This is a genomic window from Trueperaceae bacterium, assembly GCA_002707365.1.
Taxonomy (GTDB): Bacteria; Deinococcota; Deinococci; order Deinococcales; family Trueperaceae; genus UBA6957.
Map to the genome: position 1 here is coordinate 1 of PAMQ01000011.1, position 23,511 is coordinate 23,511.

Consider the following 23,511-nt stretch of genomic DNA (forward strand, 5'->3'; position numbering starts at 1 on the left):
ATTAAATTAGAAGCAGTTGTATTTAAACTTTCAGTTGTTTGACTTAACGCGTATCTCACGACAATTGGGTAAAAATTGGCTACACAAAAAGCAAATATTAAAATGCTAAATAAAATTAAATATGGATTATAAATAATTATAGATATAAACAATATTACGCAACCAAAAATACCCATATAAATACCAACAAATTTTTGGTTTGTTAGCTCTATTAACTTTGCACCCAATAACCTTCCTATAGATACTCCAGCACCCCAAGCTGTTATGGCCAAACTAGCGACTAAAGCAGTAGTTTTTAAATCCCTAGCAAACCAAAGTGCTGCCCAATCACCGATGATTCCTGATGTAGCAAAGAAAATAAATCCATAGAGGCCAAAGAGGAGTATTTTCTTCTCTGGGAATCTAAATTGTTCTGCTTTTTCAAAGGTTTCCAATTTATTGGGTAGGCCATATTTGAAAATTAAAAAAATACCAATCAGCGCAACAATCGATAATGAAGAAAGTGCGTAAGGTGGATGAACATTACTATATTGAAACAAACCAGAACTCAGTGCGCCAAACAAAAAACCTATACTTACAAAAGCTAAAAAAAGTGGTTGTAGTATTCTTTTTGTTTTTAATTCCACTAAAGCCGTTATTGCAGTACCTGTGGGCATAATCATTCCCATACCAATACCCTGTGGAATAAATGATAGAACGAATGAATAAGTATCATTTGCTAATCCAATAAAAATTGGTGCTGTTGATATTATTAACATTCCTAAAGCTAATGTTTTCTTGGACCCAAGCCTTGGGATGATAACTCTTCCTGATATTTGACTTACAGTAATTTGAATAACAGCAAAAACCATGAATAAAAAACCGAGTGTAGTATCGGGAAGCTCTAAATTGTTTGCTAACCATGGTAGGAAAGCAACAACATTTCCCCAAATAAACAAAGGTATAAAAAGTGAAATGCACGCTGATACGAATGCATTGTTATATGCCCTTGTTTCCATTATCCTCCAAGTACCACTCGTCACCGGGGTCAGATACTGAAGTCCAGCTAACCAAATCTTCAGTAATATGTTCGCGGATGTAGCTCCAGCCCTCTTGTGCTTCAATATCAATTGACCATATTAAATCGGTAGAGTCTAACCCACCAAAAACATAATCGGATCATTAATGCGCGTAAGAACCAGGTTGCCCTTAAGGTGCCGTACAATAAAGGTATTAATCTAAGGGGGGACCTCATGCTCAAAGAAACTTTGGGTGATTACCAGAACGATGGTTACACCGTTGTTCGTCAAGCGATCCCACAAGTTGAAATGGAACCCTTCCTGAACTTAATTCGTGAAAAAGTTGATACTTACGCCCGCGCTCTCATGGCTGCCGGCAAAATCAGTAATCTCTACGAAGACCTACCATTTCAAGACCGCCTAGCAGCTATACATGATAGTAAGGAACTCGGTAGCCTCCAAGAATGGCAATTACCACCAATCGGGCCAGAATTAAAAACCTTAATGGAACACCCAGGGATCCTTAATGCACTCGAGTCACAGTTGGGTCCTCACATCACCTGCAACGGTGATCACATGCTTCGCATTAACCTACCTAATAGCGACAAAACACCATTCAGGTTTCATCAAGATAGTCAATACTACGGGCAAGAAACACGACANGCGCACATAGTTACAGTCTGGCTTCCCCTAGTAAACGTCAATGAGGTTAACAGCTGCCTATACGTAATACCCGGGAGTCACCGTTGGGATTTAATCGATAGCGCTCGGGACGAAAACGGACGAATGCGTTCATTCGAGGATGTAGAAGCACGAGGTGAACCCGTGCCAGTACCAATGAACGTTGGTGACATCATGATGTTCACAAACATGACTTTCCACGGCAGTAAAATTAACAAAAGTAATTCCGTCCGAATTAGCATCGACTTTCGTTACGCTCGGACGCCCGGAACTTACAAAGCTAACAAGGAAGTGCAAGCTAGCGAGGCTTTCATGGCTGAAAAAGTAAGGCGTAACAAACGTATAGCCCCCATGGTGGTACGTGGAGACAACCCAGCCATTAAGAAAGGGAACACTAATGCCAACTGATCGACCCCCCAACATTATTTTCGTCCTCTGCGATGACCTTGGTTACGGTGACCTGTCGTGCTACGGCAGTCCAACAATCGATACTCCCGAACTTGATGCCCTAGCTAATGAAGGTCAACGTTGGACTAATTGTTACGCTTCAAGCCCCATATGCCACCCAAGTCGCGCTGGACTCATGACCGGCCGGTACCCCGGTCGTCCTGACTTCCGTGAAGTCGACACAATGGCCGACATGCTTAAAAGAGCTGATTATCACACTGCCCTGATCGGCAAATGGCACTTGGGTATGGAAGAAGGCTTGCACCCAAACGATCGCGGTTTTGATTACTACTACGGTACTCCCTCAAGTAACGACCATTTTCCAATTGGTGATTTCGAGTACGAGAATTACAAAAGCTTCCAACACGCAAATTACGTTGCCGGAGAGGCAGATACCTTCGATGTACCAATCTACCGACAGCGCGACCTTGTCGAACGTCCCGCCCGGCAGACTCAATTCACGCAACGTTACACCCGAGAGACTAACGAGTTCATAAATGCCCACTCGGATGAATCGTTCTTCATTTACCTAGCGCACAACATGCCTCACGTACCACTCTGGCCTTCTGAAGAATTCCGCGGAAAGAGTCGCGGAGGAATTTATGGTGACGTGGTTGAAGAGATCGACTGGTCCATCGGAGAAATTGTTCGTAACCTCAAACAACAAGGAATACTCGAGAACACTCTCATTGTTTTTACGAGCGATAATGGTCCTTGGAAAAGCTATCACGAATTAGGAGGAAGCGCAGGGCCACTCCGAGGTGAAAAAGGCACATGCTGGGATGGAGGAGGTCGAGTACCATGCGTAATTTCCTGGCCCGGAACCATACCCTCAGGAAGAGTGGATGACTTAGCAGCCCACATTGATTTCTTCGCTACCTTCGCGTCATTAACAGGCCAAGAACTTCCAACTGACGTCATCATGGATTCGATCGATATTCTGCCCACCATTAAGGAAGGGAAACGCAGCGAACGAGAAGCATTCTTCTTCTTCGATGGTTGGCGAGACCAGAATTTATGGGCAGTAAGAGATCGAGAATTCAAACTGCATATGCACTCCGCTCCAACAATGTTCTCAAAGGCTGAATCGCACTTAGATCGCCCGTTACTTTACGACATGACAAACGACGTTGGGGAGTCACACGATGTGTATGCTGCGCATCCGGAACGCGTTGAAAAACTAATGAATCTCTTCCGAGATATGGACGAGGAAATACCGTACAATTGGTGGCAAGCTAATCAAGTAAAAACGTAACCGAAGGGGGCGACCTATGTTGATTAACAACAACCAGTCGGAAAAACCCCTCACCTCCGAGCAGATTGCTTTTTTCAAGGACAATGGTTACTTATTGCTCCCAGGAGCACTCGATGTTGACCTCTGCACTTGGGCGCGAGATCGCCTTTGGGAAGCATTACCAACCGACTGTTCATTAAGACGCCATGAACCCCAAACTCACGTGGGTCCATTCTCAACGGCCGACATAAATAAAGATCTTGAGCATCGGCGTGAAGGCTTCAAGTGGCAGTTACGCTCGATCCGCACGGACCCCAAATTCATCCAGCTCATTTACTCCCCTAAACTCTGCGCTGTAGCTGAACAACTACTCGGCAAAAACAAAGTAAGGCAACCTGTAGTTGGGGAACTACCAGGAGTTAGAGGTATTTACTGCACCCTTCCATACGGCGACCAAGCCAGGGAACCAGATGAAGCGCACACTGATGCGCACCCGTTTCATTTCGGAGCTGTTGGCCTAATTCACGACGTACCCCCCGACGGAGGTGCTTTCAAGGTGTGGCCTAAATCCCACAAGAGGTTGTACCCGACTTTCTGGATGCAATACGACCAGGCTCGGGTGCCAAGTTACGAGCATTTACCCAGCTTACGAGGAATAACTAACCCACCCGAATACCATGCTGAACTTGCGCGTATAGAAAAAGATACGGAACCCGTCGAATGTTGGGGTAAAGCCGGTGACGTAGTGTTATGGCACCACCGTTTAGCTCACATGGCAAGCCACAATTACTCGGGAGTCATACGCCAAGCTGTCCTGGGAGATTTCGCTCGAAATGACTTGGATCAAACCCGTTTAGACCCACCACAACCCAACATGTGGCGTGACTGGTCGGACGAACTGAAGGAATCCAACGGCGGTTATTGCCATGAACTAGCTAGTACACAAAGGTTGAGTACTTAGGGAACACAGGACTATCTCAAGAGGAGGAGAGCAACCATGGATAACAAGCGGTACAAAGCTGCGGTAATTGGACTGGGTAGGATTGCAGACACCATTGATGATGAAGTAGTAGGGAGTGGTTGGTTAGAACCCTTCAGTCATATGGGTAGTTATTGCGAAGTTCCCGAAGTAGAAGTCGTCGGCGCGGCCGACACGTTCCCTGAGCAGAGGAAGACTTTCGGTGAACGATGGGGTCTTTCTGAATCNAAGCTTTACGAGGATTACAGGGAAATGCTGATAAACGCAAAGCCTGACATGGTTAGCGTCTGTACACACGTTGGCCCGAGAGCCAAAATAGCTCTCGATATCGTCCAGATGGTGCGAGAGGGAAAAACTAGCGTGAAGTGCATTTGGGTGGAAAAACCCATGACCGAATCGCTCGAAGAAGCAGACGAGCTAGTAAAAGCGTGTGATGAGGTAGGAGTAATCCTGATGCTTAACGCCATGAGAGCTTCAGACGTGTACTATCGGCGGGCTCGCGCCATGATTGACGAAGGAGTACTCGGAAAAATGTTGCAGATTACCGCTCATGGTTCCGGNCCACTAGCTCACATGGGTGTTCATTGGCTCGGAGCTATGTGTGTCCTGGCGGGCGGTAATGAACGCGTCTCATGGTTAGTGGGTGAAGCTGAGAGCGACGAGAAAGCCGCAGGTGAAGGTGATCTTGCGGGGAACGCTTATCTTGCTTTCGAGAATGGCGCTCGAGGTTTCTGCCGGATGCTACCCAGTGGGGCATCAACATGGACTCTGGATGCCATTGGTGAGAAAGGTACAATTTCGATTCGCAATGGTAACGAAGGGTACGAGTTTGAACTATGGACCATGGGAGAAATTGTCCCGGGAGCCCGTCCGACCCCAGTGCGGCACGTGTTCCCACGGCCTCAAAAAATATGGAGCGCTGGTGTTGGTCAAGTCAAAGACGCAATCGTTTGCATAGAAACGGGTAAGACACCAAACTGCTCTGGAGACATGGGACGTCACCTTCTTGAGATCAGCCTTGCTATTCGAGAATCACACCGACGAGGCAACGTCCGTGTTGATCTTCCATTAGAAGACCGGAGTTTAGCGTTACGCCGACCTTGGAACGACACTCCCAGTGGCGTGAAGAATCCAGATAAGCCCCAACCCGCACACCTCCTAGCTCAGATAGCTAGACGTGAAGGAATTGGTAAGCGCCGTCCCGTTGATTAGAAGCAATTACCACTCGCTTTAGATCTTGATTTAAAGCCTTTCAGGTTCTGATCACCAATAGGAATTCGGTTCTCGGCGGACAGGGTACTGATTCTCAAAAAAGTGAGCTATTTGGAGGAGAGTCAGATCGCTGAATGGTTTCCCGAGGAAACCTAAGCCTATCGGCCTGTCACCTGGTAGGTACCCTGCTGGTACTACGATTGCCGGGAGGCGCGTATGAGCAGCAAGAGCGGTTTCCTCCATTCCAAGAAGACTACGATCATCCCATTTTCTAGGACCACGAAGACTAAAGGGGTAAACAAGAGCATCAAGCTCTAGCTCGTCAATCAAACTCATCAGCGCTTCACGCATCATGTTCTGCGTTGTTAGGTGATTAAGGTATTCCTTGCTCGAATCAGGGTGAGTGAGATCAAGGAACTGGGTACCTTTGAGGTTATCTTTCCCCACAAGATCAATTAGTTCCTCAACACTGTGAAAAGGAGCATGCTCGGGCCACGTTGCAAAAATAGCATCTCGAGCATGCCAATACTCATGATAGTTAGTGGCACTGTGCTCTCTTTTTACTAGTTCAGTAAGATTGATTCCTGAGTACGTCGGATCCACTAAAGCTACACCGGTTTCTTTAAGAGCAGCAAGGGCCATTTCAACTACTTGCGCGCCTTCTTGCCGGTCGTTTCCTGGTAAAAAAAGATCCCGCAGGACACCCAAGCGGAAGGATGCAACATTCCGTTCTTCCAGACGATCTTCGAAGTTACCACCCTCAATTCGGCCGATGGCTCCGATCGTTGTAGCGTCAAGAGGATCCCAACCGCTCATTACGCTGAGTAGAGTAGCGGCATCTGCGACGCTTGTAGCAATTGGNCCGATTCTTGTTAGGGATGCAGAATCAGCTAGGCCTCCCGAGCGCCCTACTAATCCATGAGTGGCTACCATTCCGACTAAACCACAGTCAGCAGCAGGGATAAGTACCGAACCCCCCGTATCAACTCCAAGAGCAAGGGGTGCGAATCCAGCGGCGACCGCGGCAGCAGAGCCACCACTTGAACCCCCCGGGCTATAGTTTGAGTTGTAAGGATTAAGGCATTTCCCCCCTATGGTGCTTTCTGCGTCACCAAGTGGTCCTAGGATGTCAGTGAGGTTTGTCTTCCCAAGAATTATTGCCCCAGCATTTCGTAATCGCTGTATGACTTGAGCGTCCCGCTTGGGGTCAAAATCAGCTAGGATCGGATGGCCAAGAGTGTACGGCATACCTGCAACTTCTATCGTGTCCTTAACCACCACGGGTACACCGTGAAGACCAGTACGAGCACCTTGTAGAGTGCGCTCCTCATCGAGCGCTGCAGCTAACTCCAGCGCCCGAGCGTCAACATTTAGCAAGGCATTAATTTTCTGACCCTTGGTGTTGTGAGTGGCGATATGCTCAAGCGAATCGCTTACCACCTGCCGGGACGTTAATTCCTCAGCCTTGAGTTTGCCAACCACGTTTTTTGTAATCATTTATTCAATACCCCTGATTATTTTCTAAGTAGTTCCGATCGGTCCCTCCTGGATTTTGTAAAGACCAAGTCACCTATGAGGCAGATTACCGCAGTGCAAATGGTTACGCACCATTTGGGAACAAGTACCCATTCTTAAAGGCAGAGTTACCAGGTCCACTTTGATTGGGGAGAATCACGATGGTTACGTTCTCAACTAGTGTTGTGTAAACAGGTTTTTATGGCGGGAAACCAAGGTTCTTAATCTTTATTTTGTCGGATTGAGTTCGCGTAGTTCCTTTGCGACTCACTTTCAATGCCCTGCTTTCTGGGCGTCGTAATTCCTTTAGGCATTATCGGGTCAGGTAAATTCATTTTGACCCAAGGCCACGTGAAATGGTCAGCCGTAGCGTCGATCCAGCCATGAAGACGACCCCTCATCTCAGTGACTGTGCCTGAGTGTTCGGCCTCATCAATGAGATTAATCATTTCGTGAGGGTCATTCTTAAGATCGTAAAGTTCATCAAGGCCATTAGGCTCGAAACCGTATTTCCAGTTTTCAGTTCGCACCATACGCTGACTGTTGTATCCCCAGACTTCTCCATGGTACTCCGCGTATACAGAGTCAGGCCACGCTTCGGGCGTCTTACCAGCAGCAAGAGGTGCAGCTGAGAGGCCATCTATTGGTGAGGAAAATTCAGTTTCTGCCCATTCGGCAAAGGTAGGTGCTAAGTCAAGCAGTCGGACGAACTCTTTCCGTTTTCCTGGTTGAACCCAGCGTTTCGGTCCCCCCATGATTAGCGGTACGCGATACACCTCATCGTAGAGCGTTCCAGCTTTTTCGAAGTGCTTGTGTGAACCCATCGCGTCGCCATGGTCGGTTGAGAAAACCACAATAGTATTGTCACTTAGGCCGCTTTCCTCCAGGCCCTCCATTAGCTTTCCGAAGCACGCATCGACGTAAGAAATAACACCGTAGTACTTGGCCACCACTTTCGACCACCATTCCCAGTCGTATTCTTCGAGGTGCCATTCTTGGTGTTTACGCAGGTGACTCATTGGTTTGCCTTCGAATGTTTCCTCGAAATTAGGCCATGGAGGAATTGATTTTGGATCTACCAGAGAAGCGAACGGTTCCGGAGGCGTGCATTCGAAATGCGGTTCAACCACGTCAATTCTAAGGAAAAATGGGTTGGCTTCTACGGCACGATCATTAATCATTTCCAGGCCACGCGTTACAGCCTCAGCTGGGAAAAGCTTCTGTGCGTCAGTGGTAGCGGTGGCTGCGACAGGTACTGATCCACCAGGGAAATCGATAGCTATTTCTGACCCTGGGACTCTATCACCACGACTACCCCACCGATCTTCGTAACGGTCGAATCCGTATTCAGTCGGGGGGAGTGTTTCATGAACGTGCCATTTACCAATGTAATCAGTTCGGTATCCAGCTCCTTTGAGTACATCAGCAAACGTCTCTGTTTGGGGGTCTAAACCCCGTGAGAACGCAGGATCAATATGGGTGTTTAAAAGGACACCGTGATTATGTGAGTAATTCCCAGTCATGAGGGATGCGCGTGAAGGCGAGCAGGCAGGTGACGTAGTGAACGCATTGTCGAAAAGCATTCCGTTAGCAGCAAAGCGATCAAGATTAGGTGTGGGACAGATGGTATTTCCGTAACATCCGAGCGCGTCAGCTCGCAATTGGTCCGTTAAAAATAAAACTATATTTGGTTGGTCAGCCATGTGTAGCATTGTACAGCTCTAGCGACCTAAAATGGAAAACGTTGTTTCGATAGCCAAAGAAGCATCAACTAATTACAACGGAACGCTAACGAAACCTAAATTACTGTCGTTTACCCAATTATTCTGTCAGGCCTACAGGAAATACAGTCTCTACCAGAACGGCTTCACAGTTATATTGACGAACGACCTATGGCAAGGGAATCACAACTTTAATTGGGGAGGGTATTCAACAAAAGAACGTGCGTTGAGGCCGTTGACAAATTGCTTGTTGACCGTGATCATGAAAGCCTGTTGAACAAACTACTGCCTAAGTTCCTTAATAGTAATTTTATTCCAGCGCTTATGCTCATCTGCTTAAGCTTGTTTACGGTCATAGCGTTTGTAATCATCCGCGGTATGCCGGAGCGCTTCTCGGAAGCTAGGTGTGCTGGTCATGACCAGGTGGTTGAGGTTGGTACGACCGTTCTCCTCATTGGTAATGGCGAAAAATATAATAGTGGTCGCGTAGATCCAGATGGGGATACCCTTAATTATCAGTGGGACCTNGTACTGAAGCCTAATGGCAGTAACGCTGAGTTGATAAACCCTAATAGTGCCGAAACTAAGTTTGTTGCTGANGTTGTAGGTACCTACACAGTTGCTTTGGAGATCAAGGATTTCAAAGGTTGTTACCCGGGTGAATGGGTCAAAGTTACTAGCAAACCGAAAGGAGCGAGATTGATTCCAGAAAAAAGCGTTAAGCAAGCTGATGCGTTCGGGCCGAACGAACGACCTGTCGCCGAGGCTGGTCCTGCACAGATCGTAATAATGCCTAATGGTATTTACCTTGATGGCAAGGGTTCCTATGATCCTGATGGACACACCCTGACGTATAGCTGGACCTTGAGGCGGCCGGATGGAACTCAGGATTACCTTTCAGAAACTGTAGCTTATAGATTTAGACCAGAAGTAGCAGGAATTTATGAAGCTACCTTAACAGTGTGCGACGGAATCTTATGCGACACCGACTCAGTGATCATTACAACGACGGGCGCTAGCGCAGATTGAAAGTCGTTACTACTATCGAAAACTAGTATGATCTAAGAGAGATGAAACGTCGTAATACACAAGACGGTTGGTTTTCTGCAGCTCTAACCGTCGCTTTTGGCTACACGATCGTCATCCTAGTTGAGGAGGCTGGCGGAAAAATTCCTTTTTTGCTCATCCTGCTGATGTTTCTAGTGCTTTACATCAGCTTTTTTGGCGTGATTACTTACATTCGTAATCGTAGACGGTAGCCCGTAAATTTAGTTCGTATAGAGTTGTACTCACCCTACGGCAACTGATAGTACCGACGGCATTCCCGAACCCAAGAGCGACCACTCCGCCTCTGGGGTGATAGCCCAAACTTCACCCGTGTCCGTACCAATTAGTACACCACCAGGGTGCTCCGGGTCGGGCGTTAGCCCATGGATGTTGGCGCTGGAAGGAGAGTGATCATCGTCACAAAGGGAGATCCATGACTCGCCACCGTCATAGGAACGGAAAAGCATAGCTTTAGCCCCACCTTCTTGAGAGTAGTGCGACCCAGCTCCTGGAGCTGTCGCAACAGTAAGTCCAAAGGGAGGCCGCAGATCAATGCACATTGGTCGGGCATACAAGGGCGTAACTCCTCGCCAAGCAAAATGCCAAGTTTTGCCCCCATCCTCAGAACGATATACACCAGCATTACCCTCTACTAATTCAGCGACGCCATCAAAACGACCGAAGCCTGCAGAGGTATAAATTACGTCAGACGATTTTGGATCCGCATACATCATGTGTACGTCAGGATTATCACCAGGCACAACAAGACTCCAGGTTTTCCCNGCGTCAGAAGTGTGCATGATTCCACCCACCTCGATACCAACCCAGATTCGGCTAGGATCGTTCCGATCTATAACAAGAGCCCTGGCCCTACCAGGCGTTACTGGCGTAGTAGGAAGGCACCAGTCAGCGGCTTCTGGTACTTGTGCAAACGACTCCACCTCAAGCCACGTCTCACCACTATCCGTGCTGCGGTAAAGAGCTGGAGGCTGCGTACAAGCGTACAAGACACCATCACTTGCGGATCTTGTCTGCCAAACCTCCAGGTTATCCAAGCCAGCTAGTTGCCAAGATTCCCCAGCATCATTTGAACGGAATAACCCCTTGCCGGTGCTGGCAAACAAATACCCGTTAGTTTCAACCAAATCCCACACGTCCGTAGCCGCCAGTGTTTGTCGAGTGCTGCCTTTATCGAGTAAGAATACGCCTTCTTTGGTTCCCGCTATAATTTTCATGTAGGACCCCCTCGTTACAAATACAGATTACCGCTTTTTATCACAGTTTGTATGGTTATTTGGAACGGTCCGTAAAGCGCTGAAGCTCGGTGAAGATAGTAGATGATAATTACGTTTGTCTGGCATCTAAACGTAAACTAGGGTTACCGGAAGGTACTATGGTGTCATGAGAGGTGTGAAGTGACATACAAGCCNCCGCCCCCACAATCACTGAGCTCTGTCCCCAAAATTCCTGAGGCCCTCCGTTTACAGCGCCTTCAAGTACCTACAGGGCGCATTAGAATGGTGCTAGATACCGATACCTACAACGAGATTGATGACCAGTTTGCCTTGGTGCACGCCCTTTTATCACCTGACAAGCTTGAAGTTGAGGCTATATACGCGGCCCCATTCTTTAATGAACGCTCAGACGGTCCTGGACATGGGATGGAATTGAGTTACGACGAGATACTGCGCCTCCTTGAGCGGCTGGGTCGTTCCCCTGAGAATTTTGTTTACCGGGGTTCTAACGATTACCTTGGGCCAAATTCAGAGCCATGTGATAGCGAGGCTGTTCGTGATCTTATTGATCGAGCACTAGGCAGCCCAGAGGACGATCCTCTATATGTTGTAGCGATTGGGGCAATTACCAACATTGCTTCGGCTTTATTGTTAGAACCCCGAATTGCTAATCACATTGTCGTTGTGTGGCTCGGTGGACACGCTCTCAATTGGCCCCACACCAAAGAGTTCAATCTATATCAAGATGTACCAGCTGCTAGGACCGTGTTTGATAGTGAAGTGCCACTGGTATTAGTACCCTGTTTTGGTGTTACAACTCATCTCACCACGACATTAACGGAGATAGAACGGTATGTAGAGCCCTTTGGTGAAATAGGAGCCTTCCTAGCTTCCCGATTTAGAGAGACTCGAGATGATCACATGGGATACTCGAGAGTACTGTGGGATATGGCCCCAATCGCATACCTATTAAATGAATCATGGGTGTCATCAGAACTTGTCCAGAGTCCNATAGTTACCGACCAGGTGACATGGAGTGTAGACCGCCAACGACACTTGATCCGTAGTGCTAGTTTCGTGTCACGCGATCCTATACTCAGGGACTTCTTCCAAAAACTAAAGAGCTTATCTGTTCCTTGATTATCAAATTATTTAGGCAATCCCAGAGCCCTGGGATTGCCTAAATAATTAACTGCGACTCATTATCTACTCTTCAGTTTCATCAGATTTGTTCGTTTCCGGCGCTGCTTCATCTTTTATGGCAGGTTCGCTACCGTCATCACTTGCTTGAAATTGGAGGCTTTTCGCCATTAGTTCTCTCATTCGTTCAGCCATTGCTGCTGGGTCTGGTAGTAGGTCTTCAACTAATAGTTCAGCATCAAGGAGCTGCTCGAGCATAAGTGGTACTAGGTTGTCGTCACTATTAGTTTCGAGGCGTGCCGATAGTTCTTGAATAAGACCACTAGAACGGTTTAGCTCAAGAATCTTCGGGGCTACCGTGAAATTCTGGTCCATCATGCGTTGCGCTCTTTCGAAGCTACTGGGCAATCCCCCAGCGTTCACCAGGCGGGCTGGGCGTGACACCAGCAGCTTGCTTTCCCGTACCTCCTGCACTCGGCCTTCTAATGCCGCAGTGGCTTTTTCTATTAGCCTTGCGAAGGCGTCGTCTTTAGGGGCTTCTGGCTCTTTCGAATCTTCTTCTGATTCCTCATCCGTCTTAGTCAGAGTCAGCTCGGGATCATCAACACTCTTCAGAGGTTTTTCCTGGTAGTCGGGTAAGCTCATGGCTAGGAAACTGTCGACTGTGTCAGTGAAAAGTAACACTTCGAAGTCCTGTGCTTCGAACGGTTCTAAGTGCGCACTACGGCGTAGAACTTCGAGGTTGTCACCAAGGGCATAATATATGGCGTCTTGATCTTCTCCCATCCGGTTTGTGTACTCAGCCAGCGAAGTTGTTGTTTCGCCCTGGGTAGAGGGGAACCGGAGGAGCTCCACGAACTTATCTTTGTTCGTTGGGTCCGTAGCTACTGCTTCTTTAAGGAAAACACCAAATTCATCCCAGAAGGTACCAAAGCCTTTTTCGTCCTCTTCTGCCAGTGTGGTTAACTCTCTTGCTATGCGTGAAACTAGGGTTGATTGAATGCGGGCTAAAATTGGTGAAGCCTGAACCATTTCGCGTGAAACGTTAAGAGGTAGGTCTTCGGAATCGACAACTCCCTCGATAAACCTAAGGTATGGGGGTAGGAGTGCTTTGCTTCCTTCTTCAATCAATACATTCCGGGCATAGAGCNTCAAACCCCAATCTTCTTGGCTCTGCATCAACCTATGGTTGCGTTTGGAGGGAATGAATAGGAGAGCATGGAACTGTATTGGCGCTTCGGCACTAAGATGAACAGATTTAAGTGGTTCACCACTGTCGAACGTGAGTTGCTGATAGAAAGTAGTAAGTTTCTCGCTCTCGATAGATCCGGGTCTTTCGCGCCAAGGTGCAACACGCTCGTTAGCCTGATCCCACTTATCAGAGGAATCATCTTCATCATCCCCGACTTTCGGTAGGTAAATAGGAAAGGCAAGATAGTTTGAGTGAGCTCGGACTATCTGACGTAACCGTGTGGGTTCCAGAAATTCCTTAGCGTCTTCCTTGAGTTTCAACACTATTTCTGTGCCTCGGCTGTCGATATCGGCAGTTGTTAGTTGATACCCTCCGTCGCCATCTGAATGCCACTTCGCTCCTTCTTCATCAAGTCGGAATGAACGAGAGGTCACTTCGACTTCGTCAGCCACCATGAAGGCGCTGTAAAAACCAACACCGAACTGACCAATTACCTCATTGCCCCCAGTACCTTTACCCTGGTTAAGCTCCTTCATGGCTTCAAGGAAACGACTAGCACCAGAGTGAGCAATAGTTCCTAAGTTCTGTTCCATCTCTACTTGAGTCATGCCTAATCCACTATCACGAATTGTGAGTGTCCCCGCTTCCGAATCTGGTTCGATCCAAATAGCTTGTTCCAGTTCTGGCGACACAACTTGTTTATGGGTGAGGCTTTCTAATTTGAAGCGATGAATAGCATCGGAAGCGTTAGATAGGAGCTCACGCAAAAATATCTCACGCTCTGTGTAAAGAGAGTGAATAAGAATGTCAAGAACCTTTTGAATCTCGGCTTTGAAGGGGGTGCGTTCTGGAACTTCGTTAGACACTTTCTCTCCTTTGCCCTTAGTCAGGACCGGCTATTCAAGCCAGGGCTTTGCGCAGAGTAACTTACTGGTTGATTAGTGCGCAAGAAGCTGCCTGGTAAGGCTCTTAATTGTGCCCTAGAAACACAGAGGATCATTGCGCAGAAGTTTGTATAGCATCGGCAGGCCTATAGTTCAATTTCGGGGTTTTTGCATGCGGTCTGAATTGAGGACCTTTCCGCCAATATTCGTCATAATTTAGTCAGAAGTCGCAGCAAGATCTTCGAGGTAAGTAAGTACACGCTGGTCAATCCAGGAATCAGGAGTCATGCGATTTCTAAGATTGTGAGTAGCCTTCAGTTGGTTCAGAGCAGCGACGGTAGCATCATCTAGGATGCCGGTGACGGATTCATTGTAAATACCTAAGCTTGCTAGTGCATCCTGGACTTTACTTATCGATGTGGTTGTCTGCTCAAGATGCTCATTCGGTGTAGTTGGGTGGTAGAGCAACTCATGCAGATCAAGAAGCCTAGCTAATTCTTGGAATGGCTCACGATGGTCATCCACTCGCAAATCAATGGTTGGTTCAGTGAAGACGTCGAAAGGACTATCCCATGGAGGTCGTACTACCTTTAACGCAGCTGATTGTCGGCCCCTGGCATCCCCCGATACAGAATCCCCAATTGTTAGGGCATTCACTAATCGGCGGGTCAGATTACCCGTTGACTTTTCAAAATTGTCAACCATGGCTGCGCAACCATCCCCAGAGAAAAGCATGTTTCCCTGGGCAGCACAATGCTTACCGAGAGCTCCTCCAGCCCATTCCGTACAGGCGTTACCAGTGAAAGTAGCCGGGGTGCCACTTCGATCGATCATGGCGATTTGGCGGAGATCCTGGTGCGGATCAGCATCCATTAAACGTTCGATAGTAGTTGGGGCACTTGAACCCTCGCGTAAGAGACGGAGGCCTTCAGTTCCATTGTCTGCATTGAGATGNGCCTGAACTACCACCACACCAGCGTCAGGCGAGGTCCAGCAGGTTTGGGCACCTACAGCAAGAAAACGAGAGGCAATCGCTACCCCCCAAGCTGGAACATCAGGGTCATAACCCACGATCGAGAAGGTAGTAACAAGAGGACCAGCGTTAGTGTTATCCATGGTTCCAGGGTACTACGTATTAACAGTAATGAGTAACAATAAAGGTTGTCGGAGTACAGCCGTCCGGGGATCTAGAGGCCTGAGGAGTGCGGTTGGCTAGTCAGCCATTTTCTGAAAGGGTTCTCTCAAGATTGAGTTAGGATGACTTCTGGGGCCAGATGCACAGCGGTGGTACATGTTTGCAGCTACTTTTACCCCAAACCGTGTGGCAATTTGGCGTGTAGTGGCGGAAGGTCGCTGCACAGGAGGTGGAATATGAGAGGTCTCGTCAAGGAATTTAGGTCCTTCATTGCGAGAGGAAGCGTAATTGACCTTGCCGTTGCAGTAGTAATCGGGACGGCGTTCGGCGCTATTACTAAGTCCCTAGTTAAAGATATGATAATGCCGCCGATAGGCCTCCTTTTGGGAGGTGTCGACTTTAGCCAACTAGCTATCGTTCTCAAGGATGCCGCGCAGTATGAGACCTTACAAGCTGCGATTGATGCTGGTATGCCAGTATTGCGTTACGGCGTTTTCCTGAATACGGTAGTCAATTTCTTCATAATCGCTTTCGCTATGTTTATGGTCGTAAGGACACTAACTTTTCTTGAGGAGTGGCGTAAAAAAGAGGAGGAAGACCCNGCCTCGCCAGTAGCTCCACCGAAAGACATCCAGCTTCTCGGTGAGATGCGTGATCTCTTGCAACGACTTGTCGATAGGGGAGATCCTCAAGAAAGACGGCCTTCAAAGTAGCTTAGGACAAAGAGACAGAGGGCTCCTCAAGCGCGTAAAGGCTAAGGAACCGAAACGCGCCTTAAGAGACTCCCCAGGCAGAATACCTTTCAGGATTCGCAAACCTCTGGCCTAAATCAAGAAATCCTCTTGGCCCCCGGCGACCGTATTCGAAAGGATCGCTAGTTCCCTCCATCCAACGGTGAAGCCGAAATTCCATCTCTTCGAGCGCTTCTTTATATACGGTGGGATCCGAAGGACGCTGCTCCCACGGCTTGGGGTCTTCTGCAAGATTAATCATTTCTAAGGGATCATTCGCTAGGTCGAAAAGCCACGGCCCACGACGATTATCGAGCCATCGGGTGTAACTCCAACGTTCNGTACGGACAGCTCGCCAGGGTCCTACCCATTCCGTCCGGTCAGGCCAACCGTTCGCCATATTCTGCAAATAAACTGAATCAGAACCACCTGGGGTCAGTTCAGTGTCAACTGGTGCGGGTTTACCCNGCCATACATCTGATACGTCGCGACCTTGCAAGCCGTCTGGCAGGGGTATGTTGCAGGCGCCTAGCAGGGTAGGCATTAAATCTATTGTTCCCATAAATGAGGTACTCCGTGTCCCTGCCGGGGTTTGGCCAGGCCAACGAAGTACGAACGGTACGTGGGCTGATTCTTCATAAGGCGTAGCTTTAGAAGCGCGCATTGAAGGATGAAGCCACGTATCAAAAGGCTTGCCGTAACCATGGCTAGATAAGTGATCACCGTGGTCAGATGTGTAACACACAATAGTTGTATCCGCTATGCCAAGTTGATCTAAAGTCACCAACAAGCGGGCCATTTGGGCATCTAGGCCTGTGCAACACCCGTAGTAGTCAGCTATTTCCTTGCGGGCAAAATCCACCATTTGAGGAGGTACGTTTCCCGGTACATCCATGTCTTGGGGATTATAGAGGCGGTGCTCATCTGGATACTGTCCGTAAGGCCAGTGAGGAGGTCGCCAGGAAAGGAAAAGAGCGAAGGGATCATCGGGACGTTTATCAAGGTGCCGCTCCATGAAATTGATCGCAAGGTCAGTTTCGATCTTTGGCCCCCAACCCTTTCTCTCTGTCGGGCCTATTTCGTTTTCGAAGTAGGCAGGNTCAAAGTAACCCCCTTTCCTGTGTAGATCAGGCGCCGCAAGATATTCAATTCCGTAGCGATCTTCCTTCTGATAGGGTCCTTCACCTAAGTGGAAAGTACCGACGTGAGCCGTTCCATAACCGTATTCACGCAGAGTGGCTGGGAGTGTTGGGATGTCTCGTCTTGGAAGATATTCGTTGTCAATCACATGATTTTGCCAACCGTACCGCCCTGTGAGTAGCATTGCGCGATAAGGTGAGCATAGAGGATGGTTTGAGAACATTCGGTCACAAACCATCCCTTCAGTCGCAAGCTGGTCGATTGTGGGGGTTTGAACTACGTTATTTCCATTAGCCCCAAGTGCGCTGTAGCGTTGTTGATCTGAGAATACAAATAAGATGTTAGGGGGTTTCTCACTAGTCATGATGTTTCCTCTCGGGCTATCAGGCAAAGCGTTCTGTAGACGCTTCTAGTATTACTAACTTTAACGTTTTTAAAGTACCTATCCCCTCGTAGAACACTTTTTTGGTGTGGGATTTTCGTGACCAGTTGGCCTATGGTGATATTTTAGGTAGCAACTTCTTCGCCAGATAGTGGTAGTAATATTCAGATTAAACGCGCGTAAGATGGTTTGCATCAGGGTTAGCTGGTGAGTATCTCCAGGCGGCGGTAGTGGGACTGAATACCATTAAAAATGACACCCAAGTCCCCTTAAGACTGGAAAGCGATTATCTTGTTTAGGGGTAGAGGCGCCGTATTAATAGTGAGGCGCCTATCTCCTCTGGTACTTATTTTTGGTGGAGCCGAGGGGATTCGAACCCCTGACCTCCTGAGTGCGATTCAGGCGCGCTCCCAACTGCGCCACGGCCCCACAAATTGCCACGAGAGTCTAGCACAAAAGTTTGTGCCAGTGCCAAGTCATTCACGCTGTATCGTGACATCAGATTGCATTATGGTTTTGGGGGTGTNAAGGCTAAGAAATGTCTCTAGAACCTTTTGAGGACAAACTATACATAGTGAAAGTTCAGGTACCGGTTACAGGAGCAGAGCTTGCCAGTGTCTCTGCACGCGTATCTTCTGAACTAGGGATTCCCACTGCACAACTGGAGCAACTACTTTCAGAAGAGTTTGGGTCCATCACACGACCTATTAGTAGGGAAAATGCGGATGAGATCGTTGAGGTGCTTCGTAAAGCCGGGGTACAGTCTTTAGCGACAGTTGTAGCCTCCAGTCCTACGGGGGACCTTTCAGGTTCCACAAATACGTTTCAGGCAGCGAGAAACAACGAATCCCGTAGTCCAGTCCGAGCGTGGATAAGGACGATTGCCATACTGCTCTTGCTATTGCTGATCTTGATCTTAATAATTCTTAGGTCAATTTGGTAGACGGGACTTCTATGGGTAGGGGAGAATTATTATTAGCTAAATTCAAGATCGCTACCGTGTAGGCTACGTGTTGAGATCAATGAGTATCACTGGTTTGCTTAAATTGCACGTAGTCTAATAAATAATGNGACCCTTTTATTCGCACTGTTGTTAGTATTCTTCAGGAGATTACAACTAGCAAGATGGAGCTTCTGAGGCTTCTATTCAAGCTTGAGGCCTTAAAGAAACCGTTTGTTTGTAAAACATTTATCTCAACCGAAAACGAACTATCAGGGCACTAGGATCTGGATAGCCCTAAATCTAAGGACGTCGAAAATTAAGACGATACTTAAACGCTTTACATGTGGGATTGGTATGGTCAGAGGTAATGAAACCTTTTCATTTTGTTTTTTTTCTGGTTTTTGCTGCTTTTGCGAATGCTCAAGAAATCGTGGCATGCCTAGAGGAAGCGTCCCCTGTCGCAGTAAGTTTTAAGAGTTTTATCGTTAGCGAGGTTACTACAGAATCTGGGATTGAAGAGCTTTTTGAAGAGACAGACAAGGCTAGGCCTGGTCAAGTGATTGAGTATCGTGTGGTTGCCAAGCACGTTTGTGGGTCTACTCTTCCAGCCGGTCTAGTCGGGATAACGGGACCTGTGCCAAACCGGACAACCTTCGTANATAATTCTGCTACGGTTTCGTCCGAGCAAATCCAAACGCAATTTACCTGTGATACGTGCGATGGTTTCCACGATCCTCCGGTGATTTTGTCCCAAGATGAAGAGAAGATTTTGATCAAAGCTGAAGATTACACTGCCGTAAGATGGACTTTACTGGTCCCGTTAGAGCCTGGTGGCGAGGTTAAACTCAAATACCGGGTTATGTTGAATCAATAATTTCTAGCCGCTAGTGCAGACCACTCTTGTCAGTCATAAGATGGGTAACAAGCTTTCAGTAAGCTGGTAGTGTTTATAGTACGGATCTTGTGTAAAATTCTCCCGACTAGTTCTTTTCTTGGTATTGCAATTCGTAGAGTTTTCTATAGTGACCGTCCTGTTGTAGTAGTTCGAAATGGTTACCCTCTTCTATTAACTCACCGTTACTCATGACCATGATCCGGTCTACATCTTGGATAGTGGAAAGCCGGTGTGCAATGACGATAGATGTTCGTCCCTGCATGAGCTTTTTCAAGGCGTCTTGGATTAGCTCNTCGGTCTCCGTATCGATATTCGCAGTCGCCTCGTCAAGNACAAGAAGTATGTCAGGATTTTGTACTAAAGCACGAGCAAAGGCAATAAGTTGCTTTTCACCCGTCGAAAACCCAGCACCTCTCTCACGGACGATGGTTTTATAACCTTCAGGTAGTCGACTAATGAAACCATGAGCGTTGACAAATTTTGCAGCCTCGATGACTTGTTCTTCCGAGATAGTGTCATCATTCAGAGTGATATTACTTCGTATAGTTCCGCTAAATAGGAATGGATCCTGCAGTACGATACCAATGTGGTGCCTTAGATCAATTTGGTCGTAATCCCGCACGTCTTTCTTATCGATCTTGACGGACCCTTGCTGCACGTCGTAAAAGCGTGAGACTAGACTAATTATCGTCGTCTTACCAGCACCAGTGTGGCCCACGAAGGCTACTGATTCGCCAGGAGCGATATTTAGGGAAAGATCTTTAACAACCCAGTCATCATCTTGGTACGCGAACCACACGTTTTCGAAGGTTACTTCACCTTGAAATGAAGAGGAAAAAGAACTGGGATCAGGTCGGTTAGTGATGAGCTCGGGCGTATCTAGCAAGTCGAAAATACGTTCGGAAGATGCCATGGCTGCCTGCACAATGTTGTATTTGTCTGACAGATCTTGGAGTGGCCGGAAGAACATGACACTGTATTGAATAAAAGCTATTAACACTCCGAGCGTGACGGTGTCAGTTAAACCTGGCCCAATAATGTTGAACGCACCGAAATACAAGATAAGAGCAGTAGCTATGCCACCGGTGACCTGTACCGCTGGCCAGAAGAGGCTGTACCAGTGAATCATCTCAACACGGGCATCGATAAGGTCAAGATTGAGATGATCAAATCTTTGCTTGTTCCGTTCTTCTCGGTTAAAGAGTTGTACGGTGCTCATACCGTTAAGGTTTTCGGCTAGATACGCTGTTGATCGCGAGACTCTAAGCCGAACTACTCGGTGAGCATCACGGATGCGGGAGCGTAACCAGTTGAGCACTAAGAACAACAANGGCATGACGGCAAGAGTGACAATGGCCAGTTGCCAATTGATGCTGAACATGAAAATTGTTAACCCTAACAGTAGGCCGACGTCAGCAATGAGCCCGATTACGCCGTTGGTCATTAACCCCTCTATAGCGTCGACGTCACTCGTGATACGGGTTATAAGGCGGCCAACGGGAGTTCGGTCAAAGAAACCTAGGTGAAGCCTTTGGACCTTGGTGAACATTGCCTTCCGAAGATCGTAGATAATGTGTTGTCCCAACCAAGTGATGAGGTAGGTGTATCCGTACCTGAGGCCAAAGTTAACTATACGGAGGCCAAGATAAATAAGGACAATTGTTAATAGGCCGTTAAAGCGAGCCTCATCACTGAGGGCGTTAAAGGGGGCGATTCCAGCTACGATATACCGGTCTACCGCGCGTGCAATAAGGTTCGGAAAAATTGGGGTTAGGGCACTATAACTAATCAACAATACTAATCCTGCTATTAGCTGTGCGCGATAAGGTCCTAGATAACTTAAAAGCCGGCGCATGATCTGCCAATCGAAGGCTTTTTTTAGGGGTGTTCCATCTTCATCAAAATTGGCTTCATGATACAAAGCAGGTCGTTTACTTTGCCGAAGTCTCCGGAACTCAGCTTTAGTCTCCTCGATACTGGATTCGACCACGCTCATGTCCGTGAGCTCAGTTCTATTAGTCATTTTTGGTAATCTCCAAGCCTGCTTCTAATTGCTGACGGCGGTCTATATCTGCATACCAACCATCTAAATTGACGAGCTCATTATGACTACCTTGTTCTATTATTCGACCGTTTTCAATAACTAGGATACGGTCAGTAAGTTGAAAAGCACTGAGCCGGTGGGCCACGATGATGCTACTACGGTTATCAGTAACTTTTTTAAGGCCATCCAAGATCTCTGATTCTGTTTGGGTGTCAACTGCAGATAGTGCGTCGTCCAGGATGAGGAGGCTGGGGTCTCTAATNATAGCTCGAGCTATTGCGGTACGTTGACGTTGNCCACCTGAAAGGGTTACGCCACGTTCACCGAGGCGAGTATCGTAACCCTTGGGAAAACTTTCAATATCTTGATCTAACTGAGCAAGTGTAGCGACTCTTTTGATTCGGTCGTTAGTGACTATATTCGTTGGGACTCCAAAAGCAATATTTTCTTTAACCGTGTCGCCAAATAGGTATGGTTCTTGTGGCACCATACCTATTTGGCGACGGAGAACAGCTATTGGTACGCTCTTGATGTTTCGACCATCAATAAGTATCTGCCCATCATCTGGCTCTATCAGGCGTGAAATTAACTTGATGATCAGAGTTTTCCCTGCACCAGTTCTCCCAGTTATACCTAGTTTTTCGCCAGGTTGTATGTGAAACGAGATGTTATCGAGCAGCCTTATGCCGTCTACGGTTAGAGAGACATTACGGAATTCTATTTCACCGTGAGTTGTGCGAATGCTGTAGTCTGTCTCTGGACCATTTTGGATGGTGGGTTCAACGTCAAANATTTCACNCAGACGCCCCCATGACGTGGTACCCCGCTGCACCATATTAGCAATGAAGCCGAGCCCCATAAGAGGCCATTGAATTCCCATAAACAAGAAAATAAAACTAGAAAATGCGCCGATAGAAAGACTGACGTTCAGGACAGCTTGGCCACCGAAAAGGAGCAATAGTGAGATGGCTATACCGAACAGCAGTTCCATCATCGGAAACAATGGGCCGTCAGCCAAAGTTAGCCTGAGATTCCGACGAATGAACTCGTCGTTGAGCCGGCCAAAAATAGCGATTTCCCGATCTTCAATTCCGAAGCCCTTCACGACCCGGATACCACTAAAATTTTCTGCTGCCATTGCTGAAACATTACCGAATTGCTCTTGAACTAGCCTGTAACGTTTCTTTACTACCCGAAGTAGAAGCCAAAATGCTAAAGAGATGACAGGGACCAAAATAAGTGTCATTAAAGCAAGTGAGCTGTTGAGTTTNAACATGCGAAATAGAGTGAAAATTAAGAGGAATCCAACGTTAACGCTCTGGAAAACTACCATGCCAGTCATTTGGCGCACTGCGTTGAGATCTGCGGTGAGCCTAGCTATTAAATCCCCAACCCGATTATTGTCGAAGTATTCTGCCTCAAGGTCTGTGAAATGGTTAAACAGGTCTCTACGGACATCAAATTGAATATTGTAACTAGCGACCAAAATAGTCCTGCGAACTACCAACGACCCCATCGCCCCAGCTGCTACTGCCCCCATTAAATAGGTNAGGGTTAACCAAATCGACCTCATTGTCATAGTACCTTCTTTAAATGAGTCGATGGCATCTCCAATAATGACCGGAGCTAAAGTCACAAAATACGTAGAAACCACCAAAGCAACTAGCCCAGTGATGTAATGGGCCGGGTATTTTCTTGCGTATCGAAAAAGATCTTTAAAGACTTGCTGCAACTTACCTCCAAAAAAAGAAAACAGGGTTGTACACCCAAGTGCTATGTTAACCCGAGTTAGTCCACTAGTTAGTTCAGGGCTTTAGGCTGACAAAGCATAAAACTCGGTTTAAGGATTTACACGTGATTCAGCATAAAACTCACCATTGAGTGTGAGTTGGAAGATGATGGGACCAAACTCTGTGGATCGCCACTCTCCTTCTAAACTATCGCCACCTTCTACTT

The 23,511-nt window shown here is 47.4% G+C and carries 19 protein-coding genes and 1 tRNA gene; 10 read left to right on the forward strand and 10 right to left on the reverse strand.

Annotated elements, in window-relative coordinates:
- A partial coding sequence (locus CMO31_05215; protein MAZ53400.1) for a hypothetical protein occupies positions 1–998 on the reverse strand: 998 nt, incomplete at its 3' end.
- Between the two features lie 234 nt (positions 999–1,232).
- Between CMO31_05215 and CMO31_05220 the strand changes: the two genes are divergently transcribed.
- The 4 genes from CMO31_05220 to CMO31_05235 are packed head-to-tail and all read left to right on the forward strand — an operon-like array spanning position 1,233 to position 5,551.
- Entirely contained in the window at positions 1,233–2,087 is an 855-nt protein-coding gene (locus tag CMO31_05220) for a hypothetical protein (GenBank protein MAZ53401.1), read from the forward strand.
- Positions 2,077–3,381: an arylsulfatase gene (locus tag CMO31_05225; protein ID MAZ53402.1), complete on the forward strand. Its 1,305-nt coding sequence runs from the start codon at positions 2,077–2,079 to the stop codon at positions 3,379–3,381. Before CMO31_05220 ends, CMO31_05225 begins: the two co-directional genes overlap by 11 nt.
- Before the next feature lie 16 nt (positions 3,382–3,397).
- Positions 3,398–4,321, forward strand: a complete 924-nt coding sequence (locus CMO31_05230) for a hypothetical protein (protein ID MAZ53403.1) — start codon at positions 3,398–3,400, stop codon at positions 4,319–4,321.
- 36 nt (positions 4,322–4,357) lie between these two features.
- The gene (locus tag CMO31_05235) at positions 4,358–5,551 is read left to right on the forward strand and encodes a hypothetical protein (protein ID MAZ53404.1); all 1,194 of its coding nucleotides are present in this window, start codon (positions 4,358–4,360) and stop codon (positions 5,549–5,551) included.
- Between the two features lie 51 nt (positions 5,552–5,602).
- Here CMO31_05235 and CMO31_05240 read toward each other — a convergent pair whose 3' ends face one another.
- Both CMO31_05240 and CMO31_05245 read right to left on the reverse strand, forming a co-directional pair.
- Complete coding sequence (locus CMO31_05240) at positions 5,603–7,048, reverse strand: hypothetical protein (GenBank protein ID MAZ53405.1); 1,446 nt, start codon at positions 7,046–7,048, stop codon at positions 5,603–5,605.
- A gap of 239 nt (positions 7,049–7,287) precedes the next feature.
- A complete protein-coding gene (locus tag CMO31_05245; GenBank protein ID MAZ53406.1) occupies positions 7,288–8,778 on the reverse strand; it encodes a sulfatase in 1,491 nt (496 codons plus the stop codon).
- Positions 8,779–8,982: 204 nt separating this feature from the next.
- Between CMO31_05245 and CMO31_05250 the strand changes: the two genes are divergently transcribed.
- Entirely contained in the window at positions 8,983–9,816 is an 834-nt protein-coding gene (locus CMO31_05250; GenBank protein MAZ53407.1) for a hypothetical protein, read from the forward strand.
- A gap of 41 nt (positions 9,817–9,857) precedes the next feature.
- On the forward strand, positions 9,858–10,046 hold the full coding sequence (locus CMO31_05255) for a hypothetical protein (protein MAZ53408.1): 189 nt from the start codon (positions 9,858–9,860) through the stop codon (positions 10,044–10,046).
- A gap of 30 nt (positions 10,047–10,076) precedes the next feature.
- On the opposite strand, the gene CMO31_05260 is transcribed toward CMO31_05255, so the two are convergent.
- Positions 10,077–11,069 (reverse strand): hypothetical protein, encoded by a 993-nt coding sequence (locus tag CMO31_05260; protein MAZ53409.1) that lies wholly within the window; start codon positions 11,067–11,069, stop codon positions 10,077–10,079.
- 282 nt (positions 11,070–11,351) lie between these two features.
- On the opposite strand from CMO31_05260, the gene CMO31_05265 reads away from it, so the two are divergent.
- The gene (locus tag CMO31_05265; protein MAZ53410.1) at positions 11,352–12,209 is read left to right on the forward strand and encodes a nucleoside hydrolase; all 858 of its coding nucleotides are present in this window, start codon (positions 11,352–11,354) and stop codon (positions 12,207–12,209) included.
- Between the two features lie 66 nt (positions 12,210–12,275).
- Here CMO31_05265 and CMO31_05270 read toward each other — a convergent pair whose 3' ends face one another.
- Both CMO31_05270 and CMO31_05275 read right to left on the reverse strand, forming a co-directional pair.
- Positions 12,276–14,291 carry a molecular chaperone HtpG gene (locus CMO31_05270; GenBank protein MAZ53411.1) on the reverse strand — a complete coding sequence of 672 codons (2,016 nt, stop codon included), beginning with the start codon at positions 14,289–14,291 and terminating at the stop codon, positions 12,276–12,278.
- A gap of 210 nt (positions 14,292–14,501) precedes the next feature.
- Positions 14,502–15,401 carry a fimbrial assembly protein FimA gene (locus CMO31_05275; GenBank protein MAZ53412.1) on the reverse strand — a complete coding sequence of 300 codons (900 nt, stop codon included), beginning with the start codon at positions 15,399–15,401 and terminating at the stop codon, positions 14,502–14,504.
- Between the two features lie 255 nt (positions 15,402–15,656).
- Here CMO31_05275 and CMO31_05280 point away from each other — a divergent pair, with 255 nt between their 5' ends.
- On the forward strand, positions 15,657–16,133 hold the full coding sequence (locus CMO31_05280; GenBank protein MAZ53413.1) for a large conductance mechanosensitive channel protein MscL: 477 nt from the start codon (positions 15,657–15,659) through the stop codon (positions 16,131–16,133).
- Positions 16,134–16,194: 61 nt separating this feature from the next.
- Here CMO31_05280 and CMO31_05285 read toward each other — a convergent pair whose 3' ends face one another.
- The gene (locus CMO31_05285) at positions 16,195–17,655 is read right to left on the reverse strand and encodes a hypothetical protein (GenBank protein ID MAZ53414.1); all 1,461 of its coding nucleotides are present in this window, start codon (positions 17,653–17,655) and stop codon (positions 16,195–16,197) included.
- 371 nt (positions 17,656–18,026) lie between these two features.
- Positions 18,027–18,102: transfer RNA gene (locus CMO31_05290), tRNA-Ala, on the reverse strand.
- 109 nt (positions 18,103–18,211) lie between these two features.
- Between CMO31_05290 and CMO31_05295 the strand changes: the two genes are divergently transcribed.
- Together CMO31_05295 and CMO31_05300 are read left to right on the forward strand one after the other, a co-directional pair.
- Complete coding sequence (locus CMO31_05295) at positions 18,212–18,616, forward strand: hypothetical protein (GenBank protein MAZ53415.1); 405 nt, start codon at positions 18,212–18,214, stop codon at positions 18,614–18,616.
- A 367-nt stretch (positions 18,617–18,983) separates the two neighbouring features.
- Entirely contained in the window at positions 18,984–19,490 is a 507-nt protein-coding gene (locus CMO31_05300) for a hypothetical protein (protein MAZ53416.1), read from the forward strand.
- A gap of 106 nt (positions 19,491–19,596) precedes the next feature.
- Here CMO31_05300 and CMO31_05305 read toward each other — a convergent pair whose 3' ends face one another.
- The gene (locus tag CMO31_05305; protein MAZ53417.1) at positions 19,597–21,507 is read right to left on the reverse strand and encodes an antibiotic ABC transporter ATP-binding protein; all 1,911 of its coding nucleotides are present in this window, start codon (positions 21,505–21,507) and stop codon (positions 19,597–19,599) included.
- Between the two features lie 19 nt (positions 21,508–21,526).
- Positions 21,527–23,287, reverse strand: a complete 1,761-nt coding sequence (locus CMO31_05310) for an ABC transporter ATP-binding protein (GenBank protein MAZ53418.1) — start codon at positions 23,285–23,287, stop codon at positions 21,527–21,529.
- Between the last annotated feature and the right edge of the window lie 224 nt (positions 23,288–23,511).

Bases quoted from the DNA above. Each gene is read 5' to 3' on its own strand.
- CMO31_05225 (MAZ53402.1), top strand. From the start codon at position 2,077: ATGCCAACTGATCGACCCCCCAACATTATTTTCGTCCTCTGCGATGAC.
- CMO31_05230 (MAZ53403.1), top strand. From the start codon at position 3,398: ATGTTGATTAACAACAACCAGTCGGAAAAACCCCTCACCTCCGAGCAG.
- CMO31_05245 (MAZ53406.1), bottom strand. From the start codon at position 8,778: ATGCTACACATGGCTGACCAACCAAATATAGTTTTATTTTTAACGGAC.
- CMO31_05255 (MAZ53408.1), top strand. From the start codon at position 9,858: ATGAAACGTCGTAATACACAAGACGGTTGGTTTTCTGCAGCTCTAACC.
- CMO31_05295 (MAZ53415.1), top strand. From the start codon at position 18,212: ATGTCTCTAGAACCTTTTGAGGACAAACTATACATAGTGAAAGTTCAG.